Origin of the sequence: Chryseobacterium sp. SIMBA_038, assembly GCF_046535115.1 — a bacterium.
Taxonomy (GTDB): Bacteria; Bacteroidota; Bacteroidia; order Flavobacteriales; family Weeksellaceae; genus Chryseobacterium.
This window is the reverse complement of record NZ_JAWRXH010000005.1, coordinates 75,743-99,201: the sequence shown is the minus strand read 5'-3', so window position 1 is coordinate 99,201 and position 23,459 is coordinate 75,743. Positions and strand designations below refer to the sequence as shown.

Here is a 23,459-nt window from a genome sequence, read left to right as displayed (position 1 = left end):
CTTTTAAGTCGGGTTTTTTTGTTTTTATTAATGGTCAATAATGAATTTTAGAAACTTGCCTTCACCTGCATACTTCCGATATGTATGGTTCTATCTCCGGAATTTCTTCCTTCGTAATTTAAGTTTAATTGTAAGAAAGAATTGATCGCCTGTTGAATGAAAACACTCCAAACCTGGTTTTTTCCTGGCTTTAATCCATCCAACATTTGGTTCCCAACGATGCTGAAATTATTTCCATTAAAATTATTATTAATAAAAGAGAAATTCCCTCTGATGGAAGTTTTCTTGCGATCCCACTGTATCGTTCCTGTGATGTCAAAAGCTTTCAATAGTTCCTCACCGTCCATTCTTTGCTTTTGACGGAAAGCAGACGATAATTCAGCCTGAATGGCGTCCGTAAATTTATACGTAGCTTTTGGCTTCGTCTCAAAATTATTCAAACGATAATCTCTCGTTGCAAACAACTGTGATGAGTTCTGAATATCATGAACCGAGTTTTCCCAATCTACCCTGAACTCTTTATTAAACCAATATCCAACATTTAAGAAATGAGAAACCTGCTCTCTTTCTTCATTACTGAAATTGGCATTGATGAGGTTGTCGTTGGAAATAAAACGGTAATTACCATTCCATCCGGATTTTTCTGTCGGACTGAATTGAACTGATGCTAATATATTTTGATTTTTAAGAATCTGGTCAGCGTTTTTCTCAAACGGATTTATTACCAAAACCTTATCTTTTTTGTAGAAAGAATTTTGAGAATTTAAGGAAATATTAAAATTCCAACGCTTTAAAAATTTATTTTCAGAATTAAAAACAATAGACGGATTTACAAATAAAGCCAACTGAATTTTATTTTTATTGGAAGGAATATACCGTACAGAATTTGTATAAACTCTGATGTATTGTGCTAAATCTGAATATTCTGCAATTTCAAATTCATCAAGCTGTTGAACGCCGTCACCATTGTAATCGGTCCATTTATAAATACCTTGCCCGTCTGTAACCTTTAAATATTGGAATTCTCTTTGCGCTTCCTGTCCGTTTCCTAATTCATAAAACGCCTGCAAACGCATACCGTTTCTGAAAAGCTGTTGATTGTAAAGAATATTTCCAACCACGAAATCATTGTTTCTTGATGCGTCAATATCCTGATTTTGATAGAAGAATTTTCTGTAATGAATTAAAGCATTTAAAGTCGTTTTTTCAGTTTTGATGATCTGACTTTCCGCCATAAAACCTAAAATATTATTCATGTTTTGAAGCCTGTTGTCACGCACTGAGTCATTGTCTCTCATGTAAACTCTGGCCAACAATTTCGTTCTCGTACTGTCACCGATTTTCTTCTGAACAAATAATTCTTTCCAACTGAAACTTGTAACATCCATCAACTGGGTGTCGTTGTATTTTTTCTCGTTGTGTTCCATACTTCCACCGACTGCCCAGCTTCCTTTTGCGCCTGTAAATTCTGTAGAAACACCACCTCTGATGAATTTTGTATCCTGTTGAATAGCATTCGTATTCAAATAAGATAAATTTCCTTTTGTGAAGAATTTTCCTTTGATCCAGCCAAAATCCAGATCATTTTTCATTCCTTTATAAGAATCCTGTTCGTCCAGATAGTTGATGCGGTAGTTTAAGGTAGATTTATTATTCCATTTGTTTAAAAAGCTGAAAATAAATCTGTTTTGCGTTCTTCCGCTGAATTCCTGAGCCAAGTTGAAGTCTCTGGAGAATTCTACATCATTAATTCTGTCTAAAATATGGAATTGCTTATCTATATATTGATACTCGAAACTTGGAGTACCTTTCCAGTTATTTTTTGTGAACGTTTTATTCCCGAAAATACGTCCGGCATAACCAATATTTTGGTCAGAATCTTTTGATGAGAATAAGTTTAAATCATAATTACTTAATGAAAAATCCGCTCCTATTTTTCCGTCTTTCAGTAAAAATTCAGAATTTACAGAATATACCTGAGATTTTTGTGGTGAAGGCAATTTTCTCACGGCTCTGTAATCTCCCGCATTTGGACCTACATATTCAAAAACACGACCGTTGTTGGTGGTCTGTGTAATTTTATAATCTCCAAGATTGATCCCGAAATAAGTAAACGAAACCTGATAAAGCGTTTCATTAGGATCGGTAGAAAATTCATAGAAACTTCCATTACCGTTTTGTGATAATTTGTATAGAATCTTATTGACATCATATTCAGTAATTACACCTGATGGAGCGTACATTAAATTAGGATCATTTCCTGCGTCGGCTAGGATCTGCTCGTCTTCTTTAGAAAGATTTAGTGCTAATGGAGCATTTTTGTTGTCATTTTCCATAAACCAGCTTAAGCCCACTTTTAATTTTTCTCTCTTATGCTCAAGTTTTCCTGTAAATAAATATCTCGAATAATTTCTATTCGCATAATTATAAGAAATAGTAATAAAGTTTTGCTGGAAAATAGGTCTAAAACTGGTGAAAGTTACCTCACCTGTGTTATAATTGATAATATAATCTTGGTTTTCACCACGCTTCATTAAAATACCGTCAATAAAAACCTGCTCAGAACCTGAGATCAACGTTATAAACTGCTCTCCATTTTTACCTGTTAAACGATAAGGCCCTTGGTTACCTTCAACCCCTTGAAAACGAACTCTATGGAACTCACTTCGAGCCACACCCATCGAAACATCTACAAAAGTTTTATTATCCTTTCCGAATTCTGTCTGGAACTGAAGTCCCATGCTTCGTCTCTGGTATTTTGCGAAATAGTTTTTAGATTCATTAAGATCAAGATGCCCGGCTCTAAGAATAGATTTATCCTTTATATTAAGCTGCATGTAAATCTTATCGAATTCCTCTAAAGTCTGCGTGTATCCATCTGCCTGAATAGGTAAATTGTGATCCGAAATACTGGCCAAAATAGTTACATCTTTAGAAAGTCTCCCGGAAATTTGCAGATCCATCGAACTTTGTACAGACTGCCCCTGATTGTTACCAAAAGTTATCCCTCTAATAATAGAACCTTTAGAATTTAGTTCGCCTAAAAATCTTTTTTTATCATTTTTAGCAAGTACAGCTTCGTCTACAATAATTCTGTTGCTGGTTCTTACAAAGTCTAGAGTATCTTTTGTGAAAATATCCTGTTCAAGTCTTGCGGCGAGAATACTGTCCTTTTTTATACTGTCTTCCGGAATGTTAGGATTTTTCCACGAAAAAACCTGAGCATTTCCCAAGAATAGGCCCATGAAAAACAACGAGAATAATAGAATAAAATTCCGCAAGGTTTTAATAATAATTGGTAAAAATACTTAAAAAATGTTAATGGTAAGCCTTTTAGCATTATTAACAAAAAATTAACCTAATTATTGTTTCAAATAAAAAAATCTACGTAATTTTGTCATGTAAATTATTAATAATTAAAAATTTAAGTTATGAAAAAAATCTTTACAATTTTAAGTATTGTTGTTATTTCGGCTATTTCTAATGCACAGACAGTATTTAGCGCAACATTTGATGATGTATCAGGAACAGGTGGAAATGATGGTGGATGGAGTGGAAGTGTAGCTGCTTCTGGATTTGCAGATGGATCTACATCTTATACAACTGGAGGAGCTTGGACTTTGGCAAAAGCTTACAAAGGTAACCAGTGTGTTAAAATGGGAACAGGTTCTTTAAAAGGAACAATGACTACACCGTCAATCACTTTAACAGGAAACGGTACGTTAAGTTTTAGAGCTGGAGCTTGGAATGGAGCAAGTGAAGTTACTACTTTAAATATCTCTGCTACTGGTGCTACATTAAGCCAGGCTACTGTAACTTTAGCTAAAGGGGCATTTTCTACTTATACAGTAAATATTACAGGTGCTACAGGTGCGGTAACTCTTACTTTTGAAGGAAGTGTAGCTGCAAACAATAGATTCTTTATTGATGATATCATTGTAACTACTGGTTCTTTGGCTACTGCGGATTTTGCTAAAGCAAAAGGAAACTTCGTTAAAAACACTTTCGTTAAAAATGAAGGAATTACTTTCGGATCTCAGGCTAAAGATGTAAAAGTTTACAATATGTTCGGACAAGTTGTAAAAACTGCTTCTGTAAAAGAAAACGAAACTTTAAACGTTGCTGAATTAGCAAAAGGTAACTACATTGTTACTGGAACGGTAAATAACCAACCGGTTTCTCAAAAAATCTTGAAAGACTAATCTGAAATATTTTTTAGATATACAACCGCTGTTTCATTGAAGCAGCGGTTTTTTTGTTTAATTAAATCTTAATTAAATGCATGTATTAATAACAGATACTATTATTTAAAATTAATTATGTTGTGTTTAATTTAAATAATTCAATATATTATTGATTTTAATTAAAGTTTTTCGGTATTATTTTTGCATTTTCATGATAACACCACAAAAATCGTATTATCATGAAAAAACTTTTTACTATTATCGGATTAGTTTCGACGGTTGCATTAATGGATGCTCAGATTGTCATCAGCGAAATTTACGGCGGCGGCGGAAATTCGGGATCAACATTAAAGAATGACTTTATAGAACTGAAAAATATTGGTTCGGCGACAGCTACATTAACAGGGGCAACCATTCAATATGCTCCGGCTGTTGGAGCTTTTACTCAATATCATAATTTACCAAGTATCACTTTGAGCCCCGGACAGGCTTATCTTATTCAGGAGGCAACAGGTGGTGGCGGAACGGTAGATCTCCCAACTCCGGATTTTATCGCTACAACGGTTATTAATTATAATGGAACTCCAAATCCTTCGGTCGGAATCGGAATAGCCGTTACTTCTGGAAAAATTGTTTTAGCTAGCAATGCCACGCAGGTTACTGGACCAACAGCTACCAATGTGTTAGATTTTGTAGGCTATGGACCTACAGCGGATCAATTTGAAGGTCCGGGACCGGCTCCATCACCAACTACGACAACTTCAATTACAAGAATCTCGGGTGATACCAATAATAATGTAGTTGATTTTACCATTGCAACGGCTTCTCCAGGTAATTCTTCCGGTGGAACATTGGCTGTTACTGATATTTATAATAATACTGGGAAATTCAATTTCATCCAAAATGGATTTGTCAAAGAGAATGAATTGATGTTCGGAACTGAAGTGAAAAATGTGAAAATATACAACTCAGTGGGAGCGATTTTAAAAGCTACTTCTGCGAAAAATATTTTAAGTTTAGATGTTTCTGATTTACCAAAAGGAAATTATATTGTGACAGGAACTATTAATAATGAACCTGTTTCTCAAAAGATATTAAAAGATTAGTTTAAATAATTTTTGTACATGAAAACAGCTGCCATCCGTAGCTGTTTTTCTTTTTAGTACCAACCTCTTCTCGCAGCATTAATAATTGATCCTAAGTTAAGAACCAATGTATATCTAATCCTTTTTGCATAATCTTTAAATGAAGGCTCGAATCCTAAAGAAGACTGAATCGGGAAGTATACCTCAAGGAAATCAGGAATTACTCTTACTTTTACGCCTGTGTCCCAAATAAACTTTGTAGGTTGATCTTTATTTTTATAAACTCCGGCGTCAGCATACACATGAAATATTTTCCAAACACTTGAATCTACGTTTACAGAAGTGACCCACTTATTGACACTTCCGGGAATGAATGATTTGAAACCACCATCAGCCAAAATAAACTGCTGGGATAAAATTCCACTGTTGGCACTTTGACCTAAAAGATTGTACGAAAAAGAGTAATCAGAAACTCTTGAAATACCATAGTTGAAGGTATTATTTCTTGTTTCATTTCTCAGGAAATATCCTCCGAATAATCTTACGCTTAATTTTTGTTTTGGGGCAAATTCCCACCTGTAAAAAGCTTCTGCGGTGATTTTGTTAAAATCTTCCATTCCTTGTGTACTCACGCTTAAACTTTTTTCGTGGATCATTTGATTGTCGGAATATCCATAGCCTACACTCCAGAGATTGTATTTATCATAATCGCGGTTAGCAATCATTAAAGGACTTAAGTCTCTTTCAAAATAAGTATAAGAAAGACCAATTCCTCTGCTCACTGTGCTTCTCGGATTTTTTCTGAAATTGATATTAGAAAAAATAGAAGCTTTTCTATAAGCAAGATCATAATCATAATGAAAATAAGATCCCGAAACTCCAAAGGTTAAACTCCTCAGAATACTTTCGGCAGGCAGAAAAGAGTAGGAGACAGACCCTGAGCCAGTCAGTTGCCCTGTACCTGTACTGTAAGTTGGAGTTACAGAGTATAAAAATTTCTGATCAAAGAAAGATTGATTTTTAAAATTAAATCCGATCAAAAATTTGTCGTAGGTATTATTAAAACGAACTCTCGGACTTACATAAATTTCATTGAATTCAGGATTCGGAATATCTTTTATCAGTTTTAATTTGATCTTTTTTGTATTTGAAAAGAAACCTTTTGCATAAAGAAAATTATCTCTATACTTCGATTCAGGAAAAATAAAATCGTTGTTTAAAGTGATCTTGTAGATATCTAAAGCTGGAATAGAAAACATTTTTGTGTTTTCATTTTCGTCGGTTTCTATCCAATATTCTTTTTTCTCTTTTGTCTCCTTAGTTTCGGTTTCCAGCTTCACAGGAATTGAGGAAATAGTATTTTTGTAGATATTGATATTTAAAGAGTCATCTTCTTTTTTAAATCTTTTCAGTTTAAAATTAACCCTGTTTTTATGTTCAAGAAAATCAGTTAAATAACTTGTTGTTTTATCTTCTTGAGAAAGTTGTTTTAGGAAATCCTTTGGATTAATTTGTTTATCAGTATTTTCAGCAATATAATTCTTTAACAGGGTATTGAATTTTTCATAGCCCATTTTATCCGCCGAATAATTGAATAGACTTCCTGTTTCAAAACCACTGATTGCCATGTCATTAAAATTACTTAAAACAGTAAATTTTTCATCAATTTTCTGATCAAGATTTTGAGACATGATATATTGATACGCCAAACCATAACGATCAATCAATTTTACTTTTGAAGCATGGAACAGTTTTAAAGGTTTTACGCCGAAGACTTTAGTTTCGGGTAAAGTTCCTAAAAGTTTTGTTTCAGAGTAAAATTTATTTAAATATTGAATTTCAAGATAAGATTTTAAACCATTTTTAAACCAATGGTTATCCTGCTTGTCTGTGATAATACTTTCGTCAAGAATTTTTTTAGCAATGATCCCGAAATAATCCATATCCGTTTTTTCAGCTTCAGTAAAAAGTCTGAATCTGAATTTCAAAAACGTAATGTCATTATTTCCAAAGAAATCCTCTTTATCTCTGAACTTGTCTGAAATAAATATTCTTTCAGGAACGGAACCTATTTTTTCTTTAATGAATTTTAAATGTAACGGTAAATAAAATTCTAAATTTTGTTTTTCTTCCGGTTTTAAATTATACCCAAATTTTACTTCAGTGTTGATGTCCGAAGTATTGATTTTTATGGAAGGAAATTCATTTTGTGAGATCAAGAATTCAGGATCAGAATCCAAATATCCTTTAAAGGAGTTCATTTGGATCTGTTGAAGATTACTTTCAATAAAATAATTTACCGGAATGTCGAAATTAACTGTCCAAAAGGTATTGAAGCTGATAGATTCCTCAATATCATGATAATTTCTCTGAGAAATATTGTCCGGATCAAAATGATCCGGAACAATAAAGAAATATTTTAAAGCTATATTTTTATCAGATGTTCCGTAGCCTGTAAATTTTTTATCAGGCAGCTGCATCTGATATTGCAGTTGTAATTTTACGCTTTCGCCGGGCTTTAAAGTCTTAGTCAAAGGAAGAAAAAGATTCTCTTCTGATATGTTATTTACAGAAATATCCTGATTGTCGGAACTTTTAATGTTTAAACTTAAAAGTTTCCCCTGTTCTTCAGGTTTTGCGAAATGCAGATCATTATTTCTGTCTTCCAGTTTTCTGTAAACCAGCGAAGTTCCTCTTTTTCTGTAAGCCGAAACCCAGTTTAAAAGTTTTACTGTATCGAGATCTTTTTCGGAATTATTGTAATAAACGAGTTCCTGATTAATGTTCAGCGTTTTTTTATCCGAAGACAATTTGGCTTCAATATAAATGCTGTCTTTTTGCGCAGAAACCTCTACAACACCCAAAAACAAAACAAGACAAATACTAATACTTTTTTTCAAAATTCTGATAAAGTACCAAATATAACTTATTTTGAAGAGATTTCGTAAGATTTTAGTTCTGAATTGCTTTTTTTTCTAAAGAATTCAAATATGCTTTCCAACCTTCGTTTTTATACGTGATAGAAGCCTGTTCAGGATTATCAGATTTATAAATTCCTCTTCCTACAATAATAAAATCTGTGTGAAGCGTTTTAAATACATGCTCCGGAGTATTATATTGCTGTCCTTTTCCGTCTCCTGAATCTGCTAAATTCACTCCCGGAGTAAACAATAAGATCTCCTCAGGAATAGCGTTCTGAGAAACACCTCCAATTACATTTGGATGTGATAAAGCTACTTTAAGCGCTTCTTCTCTATAACTGTTGGTTGTTAAAGTTCCTTTTGAAGACATTCCGATGATGGCAACAACACCTACATTTTTGAAGCAGTCTAACGATTCAAAACCTCCGATAACTTGAGAAGTCACGAAATCTGCCCAATCTGTAATTTTGAAAACTCCACTTGTGAACTGTAATTCCTGAGTGTTTCCGATGTCAGCAAATTTTCTGTCTTCCATTAATAAAAACTGATATTTTTGAGCCAAAGCTTTTAATGGAACGATTGTTTTTTCGTAATCAAAATCAGAAATAATATCGATGTGAGTTTTTAATGCAATAATATTTGGACCTACTTTTTCTGCTAATTCCAACAATTCTTGAGTTGTGGTGACGTCTGCAGAAGCGATAAGGTTTGATTGTTTTGCTAAAGCTGTCTCTAATAATTTTTTAGAAACCGAATGCTGAGCATTTTGTAATTTTTGCTCGTAAGAAGCTCTTGTTTTCTCTTCAAACTGAATATGATTCCCTTGAAGGAAATCCTGAATTCTTTTTACTTCTTCATCGCTAAGATCTCCAGTTTCCTGAAGAATTTCGCAAACTTCTGAAATATTGAAAAGGGTATGAACTCTAAATCCTTTGTTTTCTAAAAGTTGTTTTCCGCCTTGTTCTCTGTCTAAAACGACAACGATGTCTGCAACTTTAAGATCTTCCTGCTCGATTTCAGCGATGGTTTCTACCAAAGATTTTCCGGAAGTAATTACATCTTCTACCAAAAGACAGTTTTGTCCTTTCTGGTAAATTCCTTCAATCATTTTTTTAGTACCGTAATCTTTTGCTTCTTTTCTTTTGATAATCAATGGAATGTAGCTTTCCAAAGACATAGCTGTTGCCATTGGAAGTGCAGCGTAAGGAACTCCGCAGATCAAATCAAAATTATCTAAAGGAAGCATTTCCAATAAATAATTAGCAAGATTTTTTAAAATTTTAGGATCTGAGGCTAAAGGTCTTAAGTCTACATAAAACGGACTTTCAATACCACTTTTTAAAGTGAATCTTCCGAATTTAATGATACCTAGCTTGTAGCACTCCAAAAAGAATTCTTTTTTACTTTCCATTATTTTTTATTAGATGTTGCAAATTTAAGGATTTGAAAGGGAACTTTAAAATGTGAAAGGGGAATTGTCAATTTTGCTTTGCAAGTGAATAGTCAATTGTGAATTGTTTGCGGTTATTTGCTAAGTTTAAATTATTAAAATTCACAATGAAGTTAATTGACTTATTCACTATTAACAAAAAAACCATTCCTTTTCGGAATGGTTTTTATTTATTTTAATATTTGCGCGTCAATTACTTTTGTTTGACCCGAGCTGTATTCCTTTTCGGCTTCCCAAAGTAAAAACTTGTCGACTTCTTTTACCAATTTAGGAATCGTTAGTGACAAAACTGCCAAGTCATCCAAAACTCCCAAAACAGGTATTGCAACCTCTGGAAGTAAATCAATTGGTGAAATTACATAGACAAGACCTAATAAAGGTAGAATAATATCAATGGAATTCACGGGATAATCTCCTTTTCTCCACATTTTTATCATCCTGAATATATCAGGGATTTTTTTTACGAAACCTTTATGGCTAATGGCTTCTTTTGCCAAATTTAATTTTGAATACTTCATTGTGCGTTTAGTTTTAAAATAATTTTTTCAACTATACAAATTTCGCAAATTCCGTACCAACTCAATAAAAATTTTAGTTAAATATTACTTAATAATATTATCAATGAATTGATGGGTAGATTCTGTGTTCCAGTCTCTTGAAGCATCTTCTTTTATAAGGATTCTTCCGCTTTTATCTAAAAGAAAAGTGGTAGGAAATACTTTCGGCAACAGTTTTTCTGAGATCGGACTTTGAGCAATATAAACCGGAACATTGTATTTATTTTCTTCTAAAAACTTTCTAACAGCCGGTTCCTGGTCATTCATTGCGATTAAAACAAAATCTACATTTCCTTTTCTTGTGTCATATAATTTTTGAATTGAAGGCCATTCTTTTCTACAAGGTGGACACCAAGTTCCCCAGAAATTTAAGAAAATAGGCTTGTCTTTGAAGTTTTTGAGATTGGTGTTTGGAACGTTTATTCCTTTTAATTCAATATCATAATCTTCTTCGCTGATGTGTACCGCATTTTCAATCGTAGCGATTGGGAAAAACAGATCTTTAAGAGTGTCTTTGACTCCCGGAACAAAAGCGATCACACCGATAATGGCGATCAAGACTATATAAATTATATTTTTTTTCATTTTTATTTGTTGATAAAAATTGTAAATCTTTAACTTAGGAATTTAAACATCATATTTGTCATTCCGTAGGAATCTAAACAGTTTAAGATTCATTATGAGAACTACTTTGTTGAGATTCCTACGGAATGACAAAATGAATGTAATATGATTGTGTTATAACAATTCTAAAATCTCCTGAACAGCATCTTTTCCTCTGTTTTTAGCATAATACAATTGAAGATCATTATAAAATTGATCTTTTGTATATGCTTCCGGATCGGCTTTGTATTTCATTAATAATTCCTTTCCGAATTTCGGTCTTGGTCCCCAAGAATTTTTTACGTTAAAATCTTTATCCAATATAATAACTTTCGGAATAGATTCTGTCCCATTAGTTTGAAATTGACTGATCAGACTTTTATCGCTGTCTCTTAAAAATATTCTTACTTCGTTGTGACCTTCGAAAAATTTAACCAAAGCAGGAACGGTTGCACTTGCATCACCGCACCAGGTTTCAGAAATAATTAAAATTTTTCCATCGAAATTTTTAGATTCTAATTCTTTTAATTGTTCTTCATCCGGGGTGTACTTTTTTAAAGTTCTTTCCATTCTTTGAAGTCCCAATTCGTAATATTGTTTATAATCTGTGTCTTGTTGAGTGATCGGATTTGCTAATCTTTCTTTTCCTGTATTTACATACTCTTCGAAAGAAATTCCTTTATCCCAGTAATTTTTCATACGATTAATTGATATTAAAAATTATTGATGTTTCTTGTTTTGTTGATCAAAAATAAGTCTGCCAATACAAAAGCAGCTAAGCTTTCTACCACAGGAACGGCTCTTGGAACTACACAAGGATCATGTCTTCCTTTTCCTTCCACGATGGCTGGATTTCCATATTTATCAACACTTTCCTGAGGTCTTAAAATAGTTGCAACAGGCTTAAAAGCAACACGGAAATAAATATCCATTCCATTAGAAATTCCACCTTGAATTCCTCCAGAAAGGTTAGATTTTGTAGTGAAATCTGTGTTGAAACCGTCGTTGTGCTCACTTCCTGTCATTTTAGCTCCGCAAAATCCGCTTCCATATTCAAAACCTTTACAGGCATTGATATTTAACATTGCTTTTGCTAATTCTGCCTGAAGTTTAGAGAAAATAGGCTCTCCAATTCCCACAGGAACGTTTTTAATCACACAAGTAATCGTTCCACCAATTGTATTTCCTTCTTTTTTGATCTCTTTGATTCTTGAAATCATTTTTTCTGCGGTTTCTGCATCGGGACAACGAACTTCATTGCTTTCAGTTTTAGAAAAATCTAAAGCCTGATACGGTTTTTCACAAAAAATGTCGCCTACAGAAGAAACGTAAGCATTGATTTCTATATCAGATAAAAGTTGTTTTGCAAGCGCACCCGCAACAACCCAGTTGATTGTTTCTCTCGCTGAAGATTTTCCACCGCCACGATAATCTCTGATCCCATATTTTTGATCGTACGTGAAATCTGCATGACTCGGACGATAAGAATTAGCGATGTGATCATAATCTTTTGATTTCTGATTTTCGTTTTCGATGATAAAACCAATTGGAGTTCCGGTTGTTTTTCCTTCAAACATTCCTGAAAGAAATTTTACGGTGTCACTTTCTTTTCTTTGTGTAACAATAGCCGATTGACCTGGCTTTCTGCGATCTAATTCATACTGAACTTTATCAAGATCGATTTCCAAACCTGCCGGAAAATTATTGATGATTCCACCGTAAGCCACACCGTGACTTTCTCCAAATGTTGTAAGACTGAGAAGATTACCTAAAGTATTGAACATAATACAAAATTACCGATTTTTCTCCACATAATAAAGTTTACGGATTGGTTCTATTTATTGGTGTTTTCGATAGTATTGATAACGTTTTGGGCTTCTTTTTTCTCTTTTGGATTCATTTTTTTCCAGATAAATCCTTTTTTGATATTATTTTCATCAATAAGTTGTGGGAAAATTTCTGCTTTTACATCATCAGAAATATAACTTGAGGAGATGGCAGGAAGCTGAGTATCAAAATTAAAAGAATATTTTTTAGAAATATTAAACTTCAAATTTCCGACTTTTTGAGTGCTGAAATTATTATAAATATAACTTGACGGTTTGTATAACTGTTCTTTTTCAAATGTTCCCATGAATTTGCTTAATCTAAAACTCGGTACGTATTTTTGAATAAGATTCGGGAAAGATAAAAATCCAATGAAAAATATACTTAATGAGGTGAAAACAATAAATGCTTTCTTTTTGGTGAAATAATTAATGAATATTACAAAAAATATCACGAAAAAAACATCGATGAAGAATCTGTATTGTGCTGAAAACAGAAGTACTAAAACGGTTTTTATAATTAATGAAATGCAAATTAATGAGATGATTTTATTTTTTTTAATGATTGCAAAACCAATAAAGATTAATAAGCTTGTAATAAAAAAAATGTTGATTTTTGATTTAATTCCATTTAGGAAAAGCCAGTTTTTAATATAATCTATCGAAGAAAATTGTTGAATTTCCTGATAGGAATATTGCATATCATAAGTTTTCAAAATAGCATATTGAGACGAGATTTTTAAAACTTCGGGATTAGGTTTCCAGCTTACTCCAATATCACCGATTGAAACTGGAAAAATTGGATGACCGAAAGTCCAGATATTTTTAATTAAGAATAAAATAAGAATTGAACTTCCAAAAATCAAACTTTTAAAATTCGATTTAACAATGAAAATACAGTAGAGGAAACTTAAAATCGGAAGCCAGATCATTGTTGGTTTTATAGCAAAAACAAAAACTGAAAATCCTATTAATAATGATGTCTTTTTATTTCCCGAAAGAATCTCTTTTAAGATAATCATTGAGAAAATAATGACAGGAAGATCCGGGCTTGGAGATTGCGAAAATAACAGCAGAATCGGGATGAAACATAGTTGAATCCAGCTTTTCTTTTCGATAATATAAATTGTGTAGACAATCAGTAAAATCGCATTGATTCTTAAAAAAGGATCAGAAAAATTAGAAAATCCGGCCTGAAAAATATGCCAGACAGACATTTGTCCCAAAGTGAGATCCAGATTTGAAATTCCTTTTACCAATCCGTATTCTGTGAGCCATTTTATGGTCGGAATATAATATCCGAAATGATCTAATATATAAGGATAATAAGAACTTGCTAAGAGAATTATAAATGAAATTAATGCAATTGGAATTGTATCTTTTTTTGAAAAACTATAAATTTCTTGGTATAATTTATCTTTAAAAAAATAAAAAAGTCCAATTAAAAGGGTAATAATTTCTACATAAATATTCAAGGGAATAAAAAATGCAAGAATCGTCCATAGTAAACTGATTCCCAATATTCCGGAAAAAACTTTTGAAGAAATTCCTTCAAACAAAGAACCTGAAAAATTTTCCACAATTTTCCCGAAACCTAGCAAGGTTGGAATTATGAGAATTGTAGAAAGTAAAATTAAAATCATAAAAAAAGATTGCCTAAAAATAAGCAATCTTTTAAATTTATTGTGAAAATATTAATTATTTCGGTTGAACTCTACCGTCTTTTCTGTCACCGGCTCTACCGATTGTATATCCTGTTGCACCACCAACTACACCACCAATTACGGCGCCAAGACCTCTGTTTTTCTTAGCAATGATCGCACCTGCTGCGGCTCCACCTACAGTACCGATGATGGTACCTTTTGCAGCTTTACTCATTCCTTTTTTCTTGGTTGCAGTTGTTCCTGTTGAACTATTTCCGTTATCTGCATATGTTCCATTATTAGAGCTAGAGCTTGATTCTCTGTCTCTGTAAATGGTTTTTGTTTCTCTTATTACTTGTGGTCTTGAATTATTAGCTGCCGCAGTTTTAGCTTTTTGAACTTCAACAATGCTATCAGCCTTTTTCTGAGCTTCATAAGCCATTTTCTCCTTTTCAATGGCTAATTTTTGTTTCTCTATATCCAATTGTTTAGCCTGGAATTCGATTTTCTGTTGTTCAAGAGACTTTTCAGCAACTTGATCATCTTTCTTACAGGCTGTCAATAAAAAAACTGACAAAAGCCCTGTTAATACTATATTTTTCATAACTCAAATTTTAATAGGGTTGTTCTAGTCGAATTGACTTTAACTATTATAATATTTTCAATTATGAAGCCAACCTTAAGTTAACTAATGTTAAATGTTCTAAAAAAGTATTAAAGTACTGTGTTGCTGATTGTAAAAATTGGAGCAGCATTTATTTAATTTTAAATGAATTTGCTTTATTATCAAATTTTTCTACATCCTTATATAGACAATGTCTTTTCAGATGAATTTAACATAAAGAAATATTAACTGTTGATTATCATTGAATTAATATAAAATTTATATTTTTGAATTACTAATTGTATGCAATGAGAACTCAATAGTTAAAATTTTAGTTTTTGCTTGATCAATAATAATCTTTGGAATGATGTAGTTTAGATGTGATGGGTAATTAGGTTGGAAGAATGCTTTCTGATACTCAATTAAATGCAGATGAATATGTTGCAGTTTATATTTGTATTGAATGGGAGGAATAATAAAAATTAGTTTATATTTGCAATGGTAAAATTTTAGTTTAGAAATTTTTTATATAAAAAGTATTCTATTGGCAATTATTATTCATGTGTTTTAGTGATTGGCTATAAATTAGGATTTTTAACTAATACTTTATTCTTATAAATTTTTAAAAGTTTATAATTTAAAAAGAATAATGAAGTAATGTGAATTACTTTTACAATATTCTATTCGGGTTTTCATTTCCGGATAGATTTTTTTCATCATTTGTGTTTTTACGGTCTCCCGCAAGGGAGACCTTTTTTTTGATGAATATTGATAATAGAATTGTGGGAATTGGGAAAAACAATACAGTTAATATTTATTTGGGAACAAATATTTTCATCGGTTTTTAGAATCTACATGAAGGCGATATTGAATTTATTTCTTATTCTGAATAATGGCTCGGTCTGATATTCTAAAAGTTTATAGATCTCATGTGCGTTGGTAAATTGGTCCGGAACGTTTTTGCTATGAATTCTCTTAATTCCTCTTCGTTTCATCGCTTCATGAATCACTTTTGCAAACGAGTCTTTTGCGCCCTGTCTTGAGTTGTGCTGAGAAATTCCATCTGCGTGAAGTCTGTATTTGTATAGATTTTCATTGATAAATGCAACATCTCCAAGCTCAAGAATTTTGAGGTATAAATCCTGATCTACTGCACTTTTTAATTCAGGATCAATTCCTTCGGTTTGAAAATATATTTCTCTTTTGAAAGTGAAAAAATGAGCAAATTGTATCGGGCAATTGAAAAAATATCGATCATTAAAAATTCTTTTTGTGGCACTAAAGGTTTTTTGAGGGTTCAGATTTTCATCGCACAACATCATTTTCGAGTAAGTGGCAACAATTTTATTATTGAATAAATATTCTTCAGCCGATTCTTCTAAAGCAATAGAATAGAGTGCGTCATCAGGATCTAAATAAGCACATATTTCTCCTGTTGCGTACTTCATGCATTCTCTTTTGGTATAGCCGCAACCTTTGTTTGTACCGTTTTCATACAATTTAAAACGGCTGTCATTTGCTATAATATTTTTAATTATTTCTATTGAGTCATCAGTAGAAGCATCATCAACAATTATGACCTCCCAGTTTTGATACGTTTGATCAATAATTGAATTATAACATTCCAGAAAGTATTTTCCGTTGTTATAATTTGCGATGAGAAGGGAGATTTTATTCATATTTGTGTGAATTATATTTTCACATCAAATCTAACGCTTAATAAAATTGAAAATTATGACCTAGATCAATGTATTTTAATTAATAATTTTCTATTTTATAGTTATTGTTATGTATTTAATCTTAATAATCGCATTATGTGTTTAAATTGTTAATTTTAATGAATTGGGTTGAATTTTATATCATTTAATAGTGAATTGATAATTTATTTGGAATTTTTATGCGAATATTTGTTTTGACTTATTAATTATTCTTTTGATTCTAAAAAAAAATTAAAATTTTACGGTGTTGCTATATTTTATATTATAAAATCATAATGGAGTTGATATAGTTTTAACAAATATTTAAGCAAGCTTGTGATTGTACTCATAAGAAAACTATTTTCCACACCATAACTTTGTTAAAGAATTAAATGGATTAATATCTTTCGATATAATTTTATTTCATCATTTGTGTTTTTTAACCTCCTTCCCAGGAGGTTTTTTTGTTAAATGAATGTATATTGGGAAGTATTTTCAGAAAATAAAATAGAAAAATTTATAGAGATATTGAATCAAGCTTTATTATAGCTTCGAGAATTGCAGACTTAATTCTGAGCTTAAGAAAGTCTTTTGTATAATTTACAAAATCATCTGGGATCAAGAAAGAGCGAGAAGTTATGTTCAGCGTTTTAAATTCTCCAAGTTCTTTGGATGTAATAAAGTAACTGTAAATTTCTTCTACACTTAAATTTTCTTTTATAAATTTCTTTCGGTCTTCATTAAAAGGCAATCCAGAAAAAACTTTTTCTTTTAAAGGTTCAATAACTTCTCTTTTTACTAGTACAATTTTTTTTCCATTGTATAAAATTACGAGTATTGATTTAATTTTGATATGCTATTCGTTGAATTTTCGAAATCCATACGTGCGGGGAAAACATTCAGAGTTTTTAGAGTCCATAAAAAAAGAGAAAATTTAAAGTTAATGATATATTGCGTCGGGCATTCAAGATAATTTTAATTCATGGTTCTCAGAAAATCGTGAGAGTTTGGAGAAGAGAAAAAGTAAGCCCTATTTCTTAGACGAAAATAAAAAATTTGTGGATTAAATATGGTTGTGGTATTTTTGAAGGAAAAGATTGTAGATGAATAAAAAAGATTTACCCCTGAATGTTTTGCATGCATTATCTCCATTTGTAAAAATGAAAGGAAAACTATTTATAGTTAAGGATGATCCTGAAGAAAGTTACATGATTGCATTTGATAAAGATGAAAATTCAAAATTTTATTATGCTATAGAGAATTTTGAGTATTCTGGAAACGAATATGTTTTTAATGTTAGTTATGCTCCATCGGATGAAACATCAGTAAAGCCTAATACAGTTCGCGTAGGAGAAAAAGCTTTAACAACACACTTTAATAAATGGATAGCATACTTAGAATCATATAATAATGTTTCTTCATTTTATGATGATCCAATATTAGAAGCATATCAGACTGAGTTTGTTTCAAATTTTGAATTCTTAGATGAAAGTGCTGAAACAAGTCCATTTCATACAACTCAAATTCTACAGTTGGACAATTTGTTAGAGCAAATGAGTGTCAGATTAATTGAATTATCTGATGATACTAATAGAGAAGAAATTCAAGTGATAGCTGATGAAATTGATGAAATAAGAAATAATCTAGCAACGCGATCTAAGAGATGGATTGTTGATCATATGTCAAATGTTTTTGCAAAAATTGCAAAACAAGGAACTAAATTTATTAATGAATTTTGGGCAGAAGGCAAAAAAGAAATTATTAAGAACGTCGTGAAAGGTTTAATTGAGGCTGGAACAGATTTAATAAATTAATAAGAAAATAAAACATATTATTAAAATCAATCAGATGACCTCATTAGAATATACCGAATACGACCACCTTACCTACGAAATGGAGCTACATTTTATAGCTTTCACTCCTTTTATGGAATACTGTGAGAATGTTATTTTCGGTCAGGAAATCGAGGATTTCCAGTATTTCTGTTTTCACTTCTGCAAGGACAACGACCTTTCACATTTATACTAGAAATTATCTCATAGGATAGAGCGATTATACAAGCAAATAGACACAGAAAAATTCTTGGATTTATCCTAATCTTATTATTTACCTAAAAGAACCAGTAGCCGCAGGGAAACGACTTAGAATACAAAGCGGAGAATTTTGTCTACTGGGGAAATCAGATATTGCAAGATCCTGCTTTAGCTCATAGTGAAAGTTTTAGGAAGTATTTGAAAGTACTATAGAATAAATTATTATTTTAGATAAAGAATTAAAAATAAATAAACATGGCAAAAACAAATTTTGAAATTGGAGATATAGTTTAACTTAAAGCTGGAGGGCCAGAAATGACAGTTTATAAAATTGACACTAAGATTCCTAAATTAGGAAACCGACCAATAGAAGAAAGAGAATTTAACACAATTCATACAAAATGGTTTGACGAAACTAAATTAGAGTATGGGAGGTTTTTAGAACCAGAAATAAAATTTATTAGAAAAGAATTAGATGGATTTATTTAGTAAATAAAACAGTCCTTTATTGGGACTGTTTTTATTTTTTAATAGTTATCCGCTATATCATTAACTACTATCTGGACTTCAAAATTAAGTCTCGAAGTTATTGCTTTTAGCTCTTCGTCACTATTGTAAAGAATTGAAACTTTACAATAGTGAGCAAATTCTTCTGCAATTTTTATTTTGTTAAGATATTCCAAAGGGTTTATTTTTCTTCCAACACTTTTAGTTAACCCCTTTTTATTTTTGAATTCTTCAAAAGACTTGGCTACTTTTTTCTTGATTTCATCTTCTTTTTCTATTGATAATTTCATGTGTAATTAGTTTAATGTAAAGTTAATTCTTTTCCTTTAAGTGCGAAGAGACAAAATTTTAAGACTACTAATAATATTATCAAAACTAGACGAATCAAATACCTTAAAAGGATTGTACAAAACAGTGCATTGATCCCCAATTTAAGTGAGTATAGATGTATCGTTAATGAATATAAATCTGGATTTACGTATCGAATATTAACACCATTTAAATCAGTGAAAAGAAAATATTATTTGTGGTTGACACAAATATTAACACACTTTAAAAACAAAAAACCTCCAATCAATTGATTAGAGGTTTTTGAGGTACCTAGCGGATTCGAACCGCTGTAGATGGTGTTGCAGACCACTGCCTAGCCGCTCGGCCAAAGTACCATGGTTTACCATTTTTGAGGTGTGCAAATATAATAAAATATATTACGCTACAAAAGGTTTTTAAAAATTTTCTTTTGCACCAAGGCTGTTTATATCGTCTTTTGCCTGTTTTTCAGCAACATAATTTTTCACTTTAATTACTCTTGTGTCACTCCAGTTGTCATGAAATCCGTTATCCCCTAAAAAAGAGAACTGATCAATGATGATGATTCCACGAATGCAGTTTCTTACAAAAAAGTTACCAACAGTCGGTTTGGTGCCGTCAATCATTATTACTTTGGTTCCTGTAATCAGTTTTCCAATGCTTTGCCCGCCCGTTAATGTTTCAATAAGGAATGAATAGAGGACGTATGAAATAATAAGTAACAACCTGTCAGTTATGGTCGACATATTAGCTACAAACCCATTAAATGCGGGACTGATAGCCAATAAAATACCAATAATTACAAAATATACGATATAAAAAATAATAAGATCTATAAAATAATTGGCAACTCTCAGGCCTTTATCTGCTCTGTGATCTTCTACGATTCTTAAATGTTTTCTCATGGTTTAGTTTATGGTTTTAAATTTAGTTTTTTTAATTTACATTCCGTTGACGATTAATTTTAAAGTAGCATTAATGTCAATAACGGCGGTAATTCCTGTTGGATTTAAAAGAATATTGGTTGGTTTCAGGCTGAAAACCTTTCCTCTCATATTCAAACCTTTATAATATTCTTTATTAAAGGCTTCTTCAATGCTTTTTCTTGATGTTTCTTCGAGTTCCTGAGTAGGAATTCCATATTCTTCCTCAATCATTTTAACAATTTTCCCTTGGAATAAAACGGAAGCTGTTTTTTGAAGAATATTCATGGTTTTCAGCTTAAACTTGGTATTAGACAAAACAATTTTTCTCTTGGTTTCATCATACACAGGAATTCCGGAAATGATGGCTTTTCCTTTTACGTAACCATCTGTTTCAGCTTCAATCATGATTTTATTATCTAAACCATATACTCTGATATCTGTGATTTTAACTTTTGAACCTTTTAAATCAAACTCTTTATTAAGAAAAGTTTTTCGTGCAATATTAGAGGCTTCCGTAAAAGAAATATTTGCAGTCGTTTGAAGTGAAAATTTATCTGCTAAAACAGAAATTGAGTTAAAATTACTCGCTGTTTTTATAGGTTGAGATGATTCCGGTTTGCTTCCTGTAAAAGTTTCAGAATATACATCGATTCCAATATTGGTATCGATCTGGTTTCCATAAAATTTTAACGGAGTAATATTAATGTTGATTGGAGTGACTTTCAACCAAGTATTATATTCTTCAGAAATATTGAAAGGTTGCGTAAAAACATTCCACGCCATCATCGCATATTGTTGAAAATTCAACTGTGTAGCCATCTGCTGATCAAGGGTTTTACAGAATTTTTCCTGTTGTTCTTTTAAGCTTTTTTCAACCAAAGAAGTGATCGGGATTTTTATTTTTCCATAATCAAGAACAGGTTTTGTAACCCATTTAAAACCATTGGGTTGAGTGTTGGTTACAATAGTCCAGTTATTTTTAAAACTTAAAGACGTGTTGAACGACATCACCGTTTCAAAAGTGGTGTTCTGATACGTGTAAACTCCCAAAGTTCCGATGCCTTTTTCTGCCCAGATTTTCAATGGAACTTCAATCAGTAAATTTTGATTAGTCCCTCCAACTACACGGATCGCACGTGTTTTCCAGACTTTTACCTTGAATTGGTCATTGTTGTTATCGGTGTAAGAATCATCCTGATAAATGAGGTCTTTCACAGAAGCGTTGATCATATTATTGATTTCCGAAAGCGGAATAGTCACCGGCATCGTAATACTGGATTTTATTTTCGGAAAATTATACACCGCCAATTGATTATCAACATTGGTCTGCCCAAAAATATTGATACACGTTAATAGAAATAATATTTTAATGAATTTCAATTTCTTATGTTTTTTAGGATACGAAAATAAGGATATTTTAATTTTCAGGTTTAAAACTTTTTTCCAGTTCAATACTTGCGCCTTTCATTTCGCCTTGCATTGGAGGAGCTGTTTTGGTGATTTTTAATTTAATATAAGAAATCTGAGAAAATTTTTCATGAATTTTTGAAATAATTCTTCCTGCAACATGCTCCAATAATTTCGATTTTATTTTCATTTCACCATGAACAATTGCGTTGATATCGGCATAACTTATCGTGTCATTCAAATCATCCGATTCTGAAGCTTTCCACAAATCTGTGTGAAGTTCCAGATTCAATATATAGTAAGTTCCGATGATATTTTCCTCTGGCAGAACTCCGTGATAGGCATATATTTTTACATCTTCAAGATAGATTTTGCTCATTGCTTTTAATTTTGATCAAGCAAAATTCGTTTTAATTCTTCAAAATCTGCGTTAATTTCTACAATTTTTTTCTCTTTCTTCATTAATTCAGCCAGTGATTCAGGGACTTCAATTTTAATGTTCGTTGCTTTTTCCACCGCATCAGGAAACTTTACAGGATGAGCCGTACCTAGAATGAAGCCTTTTTTATCAGGATTTTCTTCTAAATATTTTTGTAATGAAGCAAAAGCAACCGCGCTGTGAGGTTCCAAAGTATATCCGTAATTTTTATAAACTTTTGAAATGGTTTTTAAAGTTTCATCATCATTAATTGAATAACCTGAAATTGTATTCTTAAGATTTTCAAATTGATTTTCAAAGATCTCCAAAATTCTTACAAAATTGCTTGGATTTCCAACATCCATTGCATTTGAGAGTGTTGCAACAGTATCTTTAAATTCTAAATTTTGAGTATTTAAATAATTCGGGACAACATCATTTTCATTACAGGCTGCTATGAAATGTTCCACAGGTAATCCTCTGAAATGGGCTAAAATTCCCGCGCAAATATTTCCAAAATTTCCACTCGGAACGCAAATTACAGGATTTTTATCATTATTTTTTTGCCATTGTTTTAAAGCTAAAAGATAGTAAATCTGCTGTGGAAGCCATCTCGCTACATTGATGGAATTGGCTGATGTTAAAAACAGATTTGAATTAATTTCCTGATCAGAAAAAGCCTGCTTCACCATATTCTGACAATCATCAAAAGTTCCGTTAACCTCAATTGCCGAAATATTTTCTCCCAATGCGGTTAGTTGCTTTTCCTGAACTAGGCTAACCCTATTTTTTGGATATAAAATAACCACATTCACTCCCGGAGTTTTGTAAAAACCATGAGCAACCGCACCGCCAGTGTCGCCTGAAGTTGCTACCAAAACAGTAACTTTCTTATCCTCATCTTTTAAAAAATAGGAGAGACACTGACTCATAAACCGAGCGCCAATATCTTTAAACGCCAACGTCGGGCCATGAAAAAGTTCTAACACAGAAATTTTATCATTGATTTTTTTTAATGGAATTTCAAAATTAATTGTTTGGGAAACTATTTCTTTTAATAATGACTCAGGGATCTCATCACCAACAAAATCTTTCATGCATCTGAACGCAATTTCTTCATCCGAGAATTGATTTAAATTTTCAATAAAACCTTTTTCAAACTGAGGAATTTTTTCTGGAAAGAACAAACCTTTTTCGTTTCCCTGTCCTTTAATGGTAGCTATTTTAAAATCAACTTTTTCTTTTTTATCTTTTAAATTATAGTAAATCATTGTCTTGGTTTTAATTGA

At 31.8% G+C, this 23,459-nt stretch carries 19 protein-coding genes, 1 tRNA gene and 1 pseudogene; 5 read left to right on the top strand and 16 right to left on the bottom strand.

What is annotated here, in order from left to right:
- Positions 1 to 47: 47 nt before the first annotated feature.
- Complete coding sequence (locus SB689_RS15505) at positions 48 to 3,245, bottom strand: hypothetical protein (RefSeq protein WP_410692995.1); 3,198 nt, start codon at positions 3,243 to 3,245, stop codon at positions 48 to 50.
- Between the two features lie 186 nt (positions 3,246 to 3,431).
- Between SB689_RS15505 and SB689_RS15500 the strand changes: the two genes are divergently transcribed.
- Positions 3,432 to 4,202, top strand: coding sequence for a T9SS type A sorting domain-containing protein (locus tag SB689_RS15500; RefSeq protein WP_410692994.1), 771 nt, complete (start codon positions 3,432 to 3,434; stop codon positions 4,200 to 4,202).
- A 221-nt stretch (positions 4,203 to 4,423) separates the two neighbouring features.
- Positions 4,424 to 5,290, top strand: coding sequence for a lamin tail domain-containing protein (locus SB689_RS15495; protein WP_410692993.1), 867 nt, complete (start codon positions 4,424 to 4,426; stop codon positions 5,288 to 5,290).
- 53 nt (positions 5,291 to 5,343) lie between these two features.
- On the opposite strand, the gene SB689_RS15490 is transcribed toward SB689_RS15495, so the two are convergent.
- From SB689_RS15490 to SB689_RS15450, 9 genes are all read right to left on the bottom strand, one after another.
- Positions 5,344 to 8,169: an aminopeptidase gene (locus SB689_RS15490; protein ID WP_410692992.1), complete on the bottom strand. Its 2,826-nt coding sequence runs from the start codon at positions 8,167 to 8,169 to the stop codon at positions 5,344 to 5,346.
- Positions 8,170 to 8,221: 52 nt separating this feature from the next.
- The gene (pyrF, locus tag SB689_RS15485; protein WP_410692991.1) at positions 8,222 to 9,601 is read right to left on the bottom strand and encodes an orotidine-5'-phosphate decarboxylase; all 1,380 of its coding nucleotides are present in this window, start codon (positions 9,599 to 9,601) and stop codon (positions 8,222 to 8,224) included.
- 209 nt (positions 9,602 to 9,810) lie between these two features.
- On the bottom strand, positions 9,811 to 10,158 hold the full coding sequence (locus SB689_RS15480; protein WP_410692990.1) for a YkvA family protein: 348 nt from the start codon (positions 10,156 to 10,158) through the stop codon (positions 9,811 to 9,813).
- An 84-nt stretch (positions 10,159 to 10,242) separates the two neighbouring features.
- Positions 10,243 to 10,782, bottom strand: a complete 540-nt coding sequence (locus SB689_RS15475; protein ID WP_410692989.1) for a TlpA family protein disulfide reductase — start codon at positions 10,780 to 10,782, stop codon at positions 10,243 to 10,245.
- Positions 10,783 to 10,935: 153 nt separating this feature from the next.
- The gene (locus tag SB689_RS15470; protein WP_410692988.1) at positions 10,936 to 11,499 is read right to left on the bottom strand and encodes a thioredoxin family protein; all 564 of its coding nucleotides are present in this window, start codon (positions 11,497 to 11,499) and stop codon (positions 10,936 to 10,938) included.
- 14 nt (positions 11,500 to 11,513) lie between these two features.
- A complete protein-coding gene (gene aroC / locus SB689_RS15465; RefSeq protein WP_066755197.1) occupies positions 11,514 to 12,584 on the bottom strand; it encodes a chorismate synthase in 1,071 nt (356 codons plus the stop codon).
- A 50-nt stretch (positions 12,585 to 12,634) separates the two neighbouring features.
- Positions 12,635 to 14,269 carry an LIC_10190 family membrane protein gene (locus SB689_RS15460; protein ID WP_410692987.1) on the bottom strand — a complete coding sequence of 545 codons (1,635 nt, stop codon included), beginning with the start codon at positions 14,267 to 14,269 and terminating at the stop codon, positions 12,635 to 12,637.
- Positions 14,270 to 14,324: 55 nt separating this feature from the next.
- Entirely contained in the window at positions 14,325 to 14,873 is a 549-nt protein-coding gene (locus tag SB689_RS15455; RefSeq protein ID WP_410692986.1) for a YMGG-like glycine zipper-containing protein, read from the bottom strand.
- Between the two features lie 851 nt (positions 14,874 to 15,724).
- Positions 15,725 to 16,552, bottom strand: coding sequence for a glycosyltransferase family 2 protein (locus SB689_RS15450; RefSeq protein ID WP_410692985.1), 828 nt, complete (start codon positions 16,550 to 16,552; stop codon positions 15,725 to 15,727).
- A 1,121-nt stretch (positions 16,553 to 17,673) separates the two neighbouring features.
- On the opposite strand from SB689_RS15450, the gene SB689_RS15445 reads away from it, so the two are divergent.
- From SB689_RS15445 to SB689_RS15435, 3 genes and pseudogenes are all read left to right on the top strand, one after another.
- Entirely contained in the window at positions 17,674 to 18,384 is a 711-nt protein-coding gene (locus SB689_RS15445) for a hypothetical protein (RefSeq protein WP_410692984.1), read from the top strand.
- A gap of 34 nt (positions 18,385 to 18,418) precedes the next feature.
- Positions 18,419 to 18,598 carry a hypothetical protein gene (locus SB689_RS15440; protein WP_410692983.1) on the top strand — a complete coding sequence of 60 codons (180 nt, stop codon included), beginning with the start codon at positions 18,419 to 18,421 and terminating at the stop codon, positions 18,596 to 18,598.
- Between the two features lie 311 nt (positions 18,599 to 18,909).
- Positions 18,910 to 19,092 (top strand): annotated as a pseudogene (locus SB689_RS15435) (hypothetical protein); the annotation flags it as partial.
- Positions 19,093 to 19,130: 38 nt separating this feature from the next.
- Here the strand turns inward: SB689_RS15435 and SB689_RS15430 are convergent.
- From SB689_RS15430 to thrC, 6 genes are all read right to left on the bottom strand, one after another.
- Entirely contained in the window at positions 19,131 to 19,400 is a 270-nt protein-coding gene (locus SB689_RS15430; RefSeq protein ID WP_410692982.1) for a hypothetical protein, read from the bottom strand.
- Between the two features lie 304 nt (positions 19,401 to 19,704).
- A tRNA-Cys gene (locus SB689_RS15425) sits at positions 19,705 to 19,775 on the bottom strand.
- Positions 19,776 to 19,835: 60 nt separating this feature from the next.
- Positions 19,836 to 20,324: an RDD family protein gene (locus tag SB689_RS15420; protein WP_410692981.1), complete on the bottom strand. Its 489-nt coding sequence runs from the start codon at positions 20,322 to 20,324 to the stop codon at positions 19,836 to 19,838.
- A 36-nt stretch (positions 20,325 to 20,360) separates the two neighbouring features.
- The gene (locus tag SB689_RS15415; RefSeq protein ID WP_410692980.1) at positions 20,361 to 21,725 is read right to left on the bottom strand and encodes a DUF4403 family protein; all 1,365 of its coding nucleotides are present in this window, start codon (positions 21,723 to 21,725) and stop codon (positions 20,361 to 20,363) included.
- Positions 21,726 to 21,762: 37 nt separating this feature from the next.
- Positions 21,763 to 22,131 (bottom strand): dihydroneopterin aldolase, encoded by a 369-nt coding sequence (gene folB, locus SB689_RS15410; RefSeq protein WP_410692979.1) that lies wholly within the window; start codon positions 22,129 to 22,131, stop codon positions 21,763 to 21,765.
- Positions 22,132 to 22,136: 5 nt separating this feature from the next.
- On the bottom strand, positions 22,137 to 23,441 hold the full coding sequence (gene thrC, locus SB689_RS15405) for a threonine synthase (RefSeq protein WP_410692978.1): 1,305 nt from the start codon (positions 23,439 to 23,441) through the stop codon (positions 22,137 to 22,139).
- Positions 23,442 to 23,459: the final 18 nt, after the last annotated feature.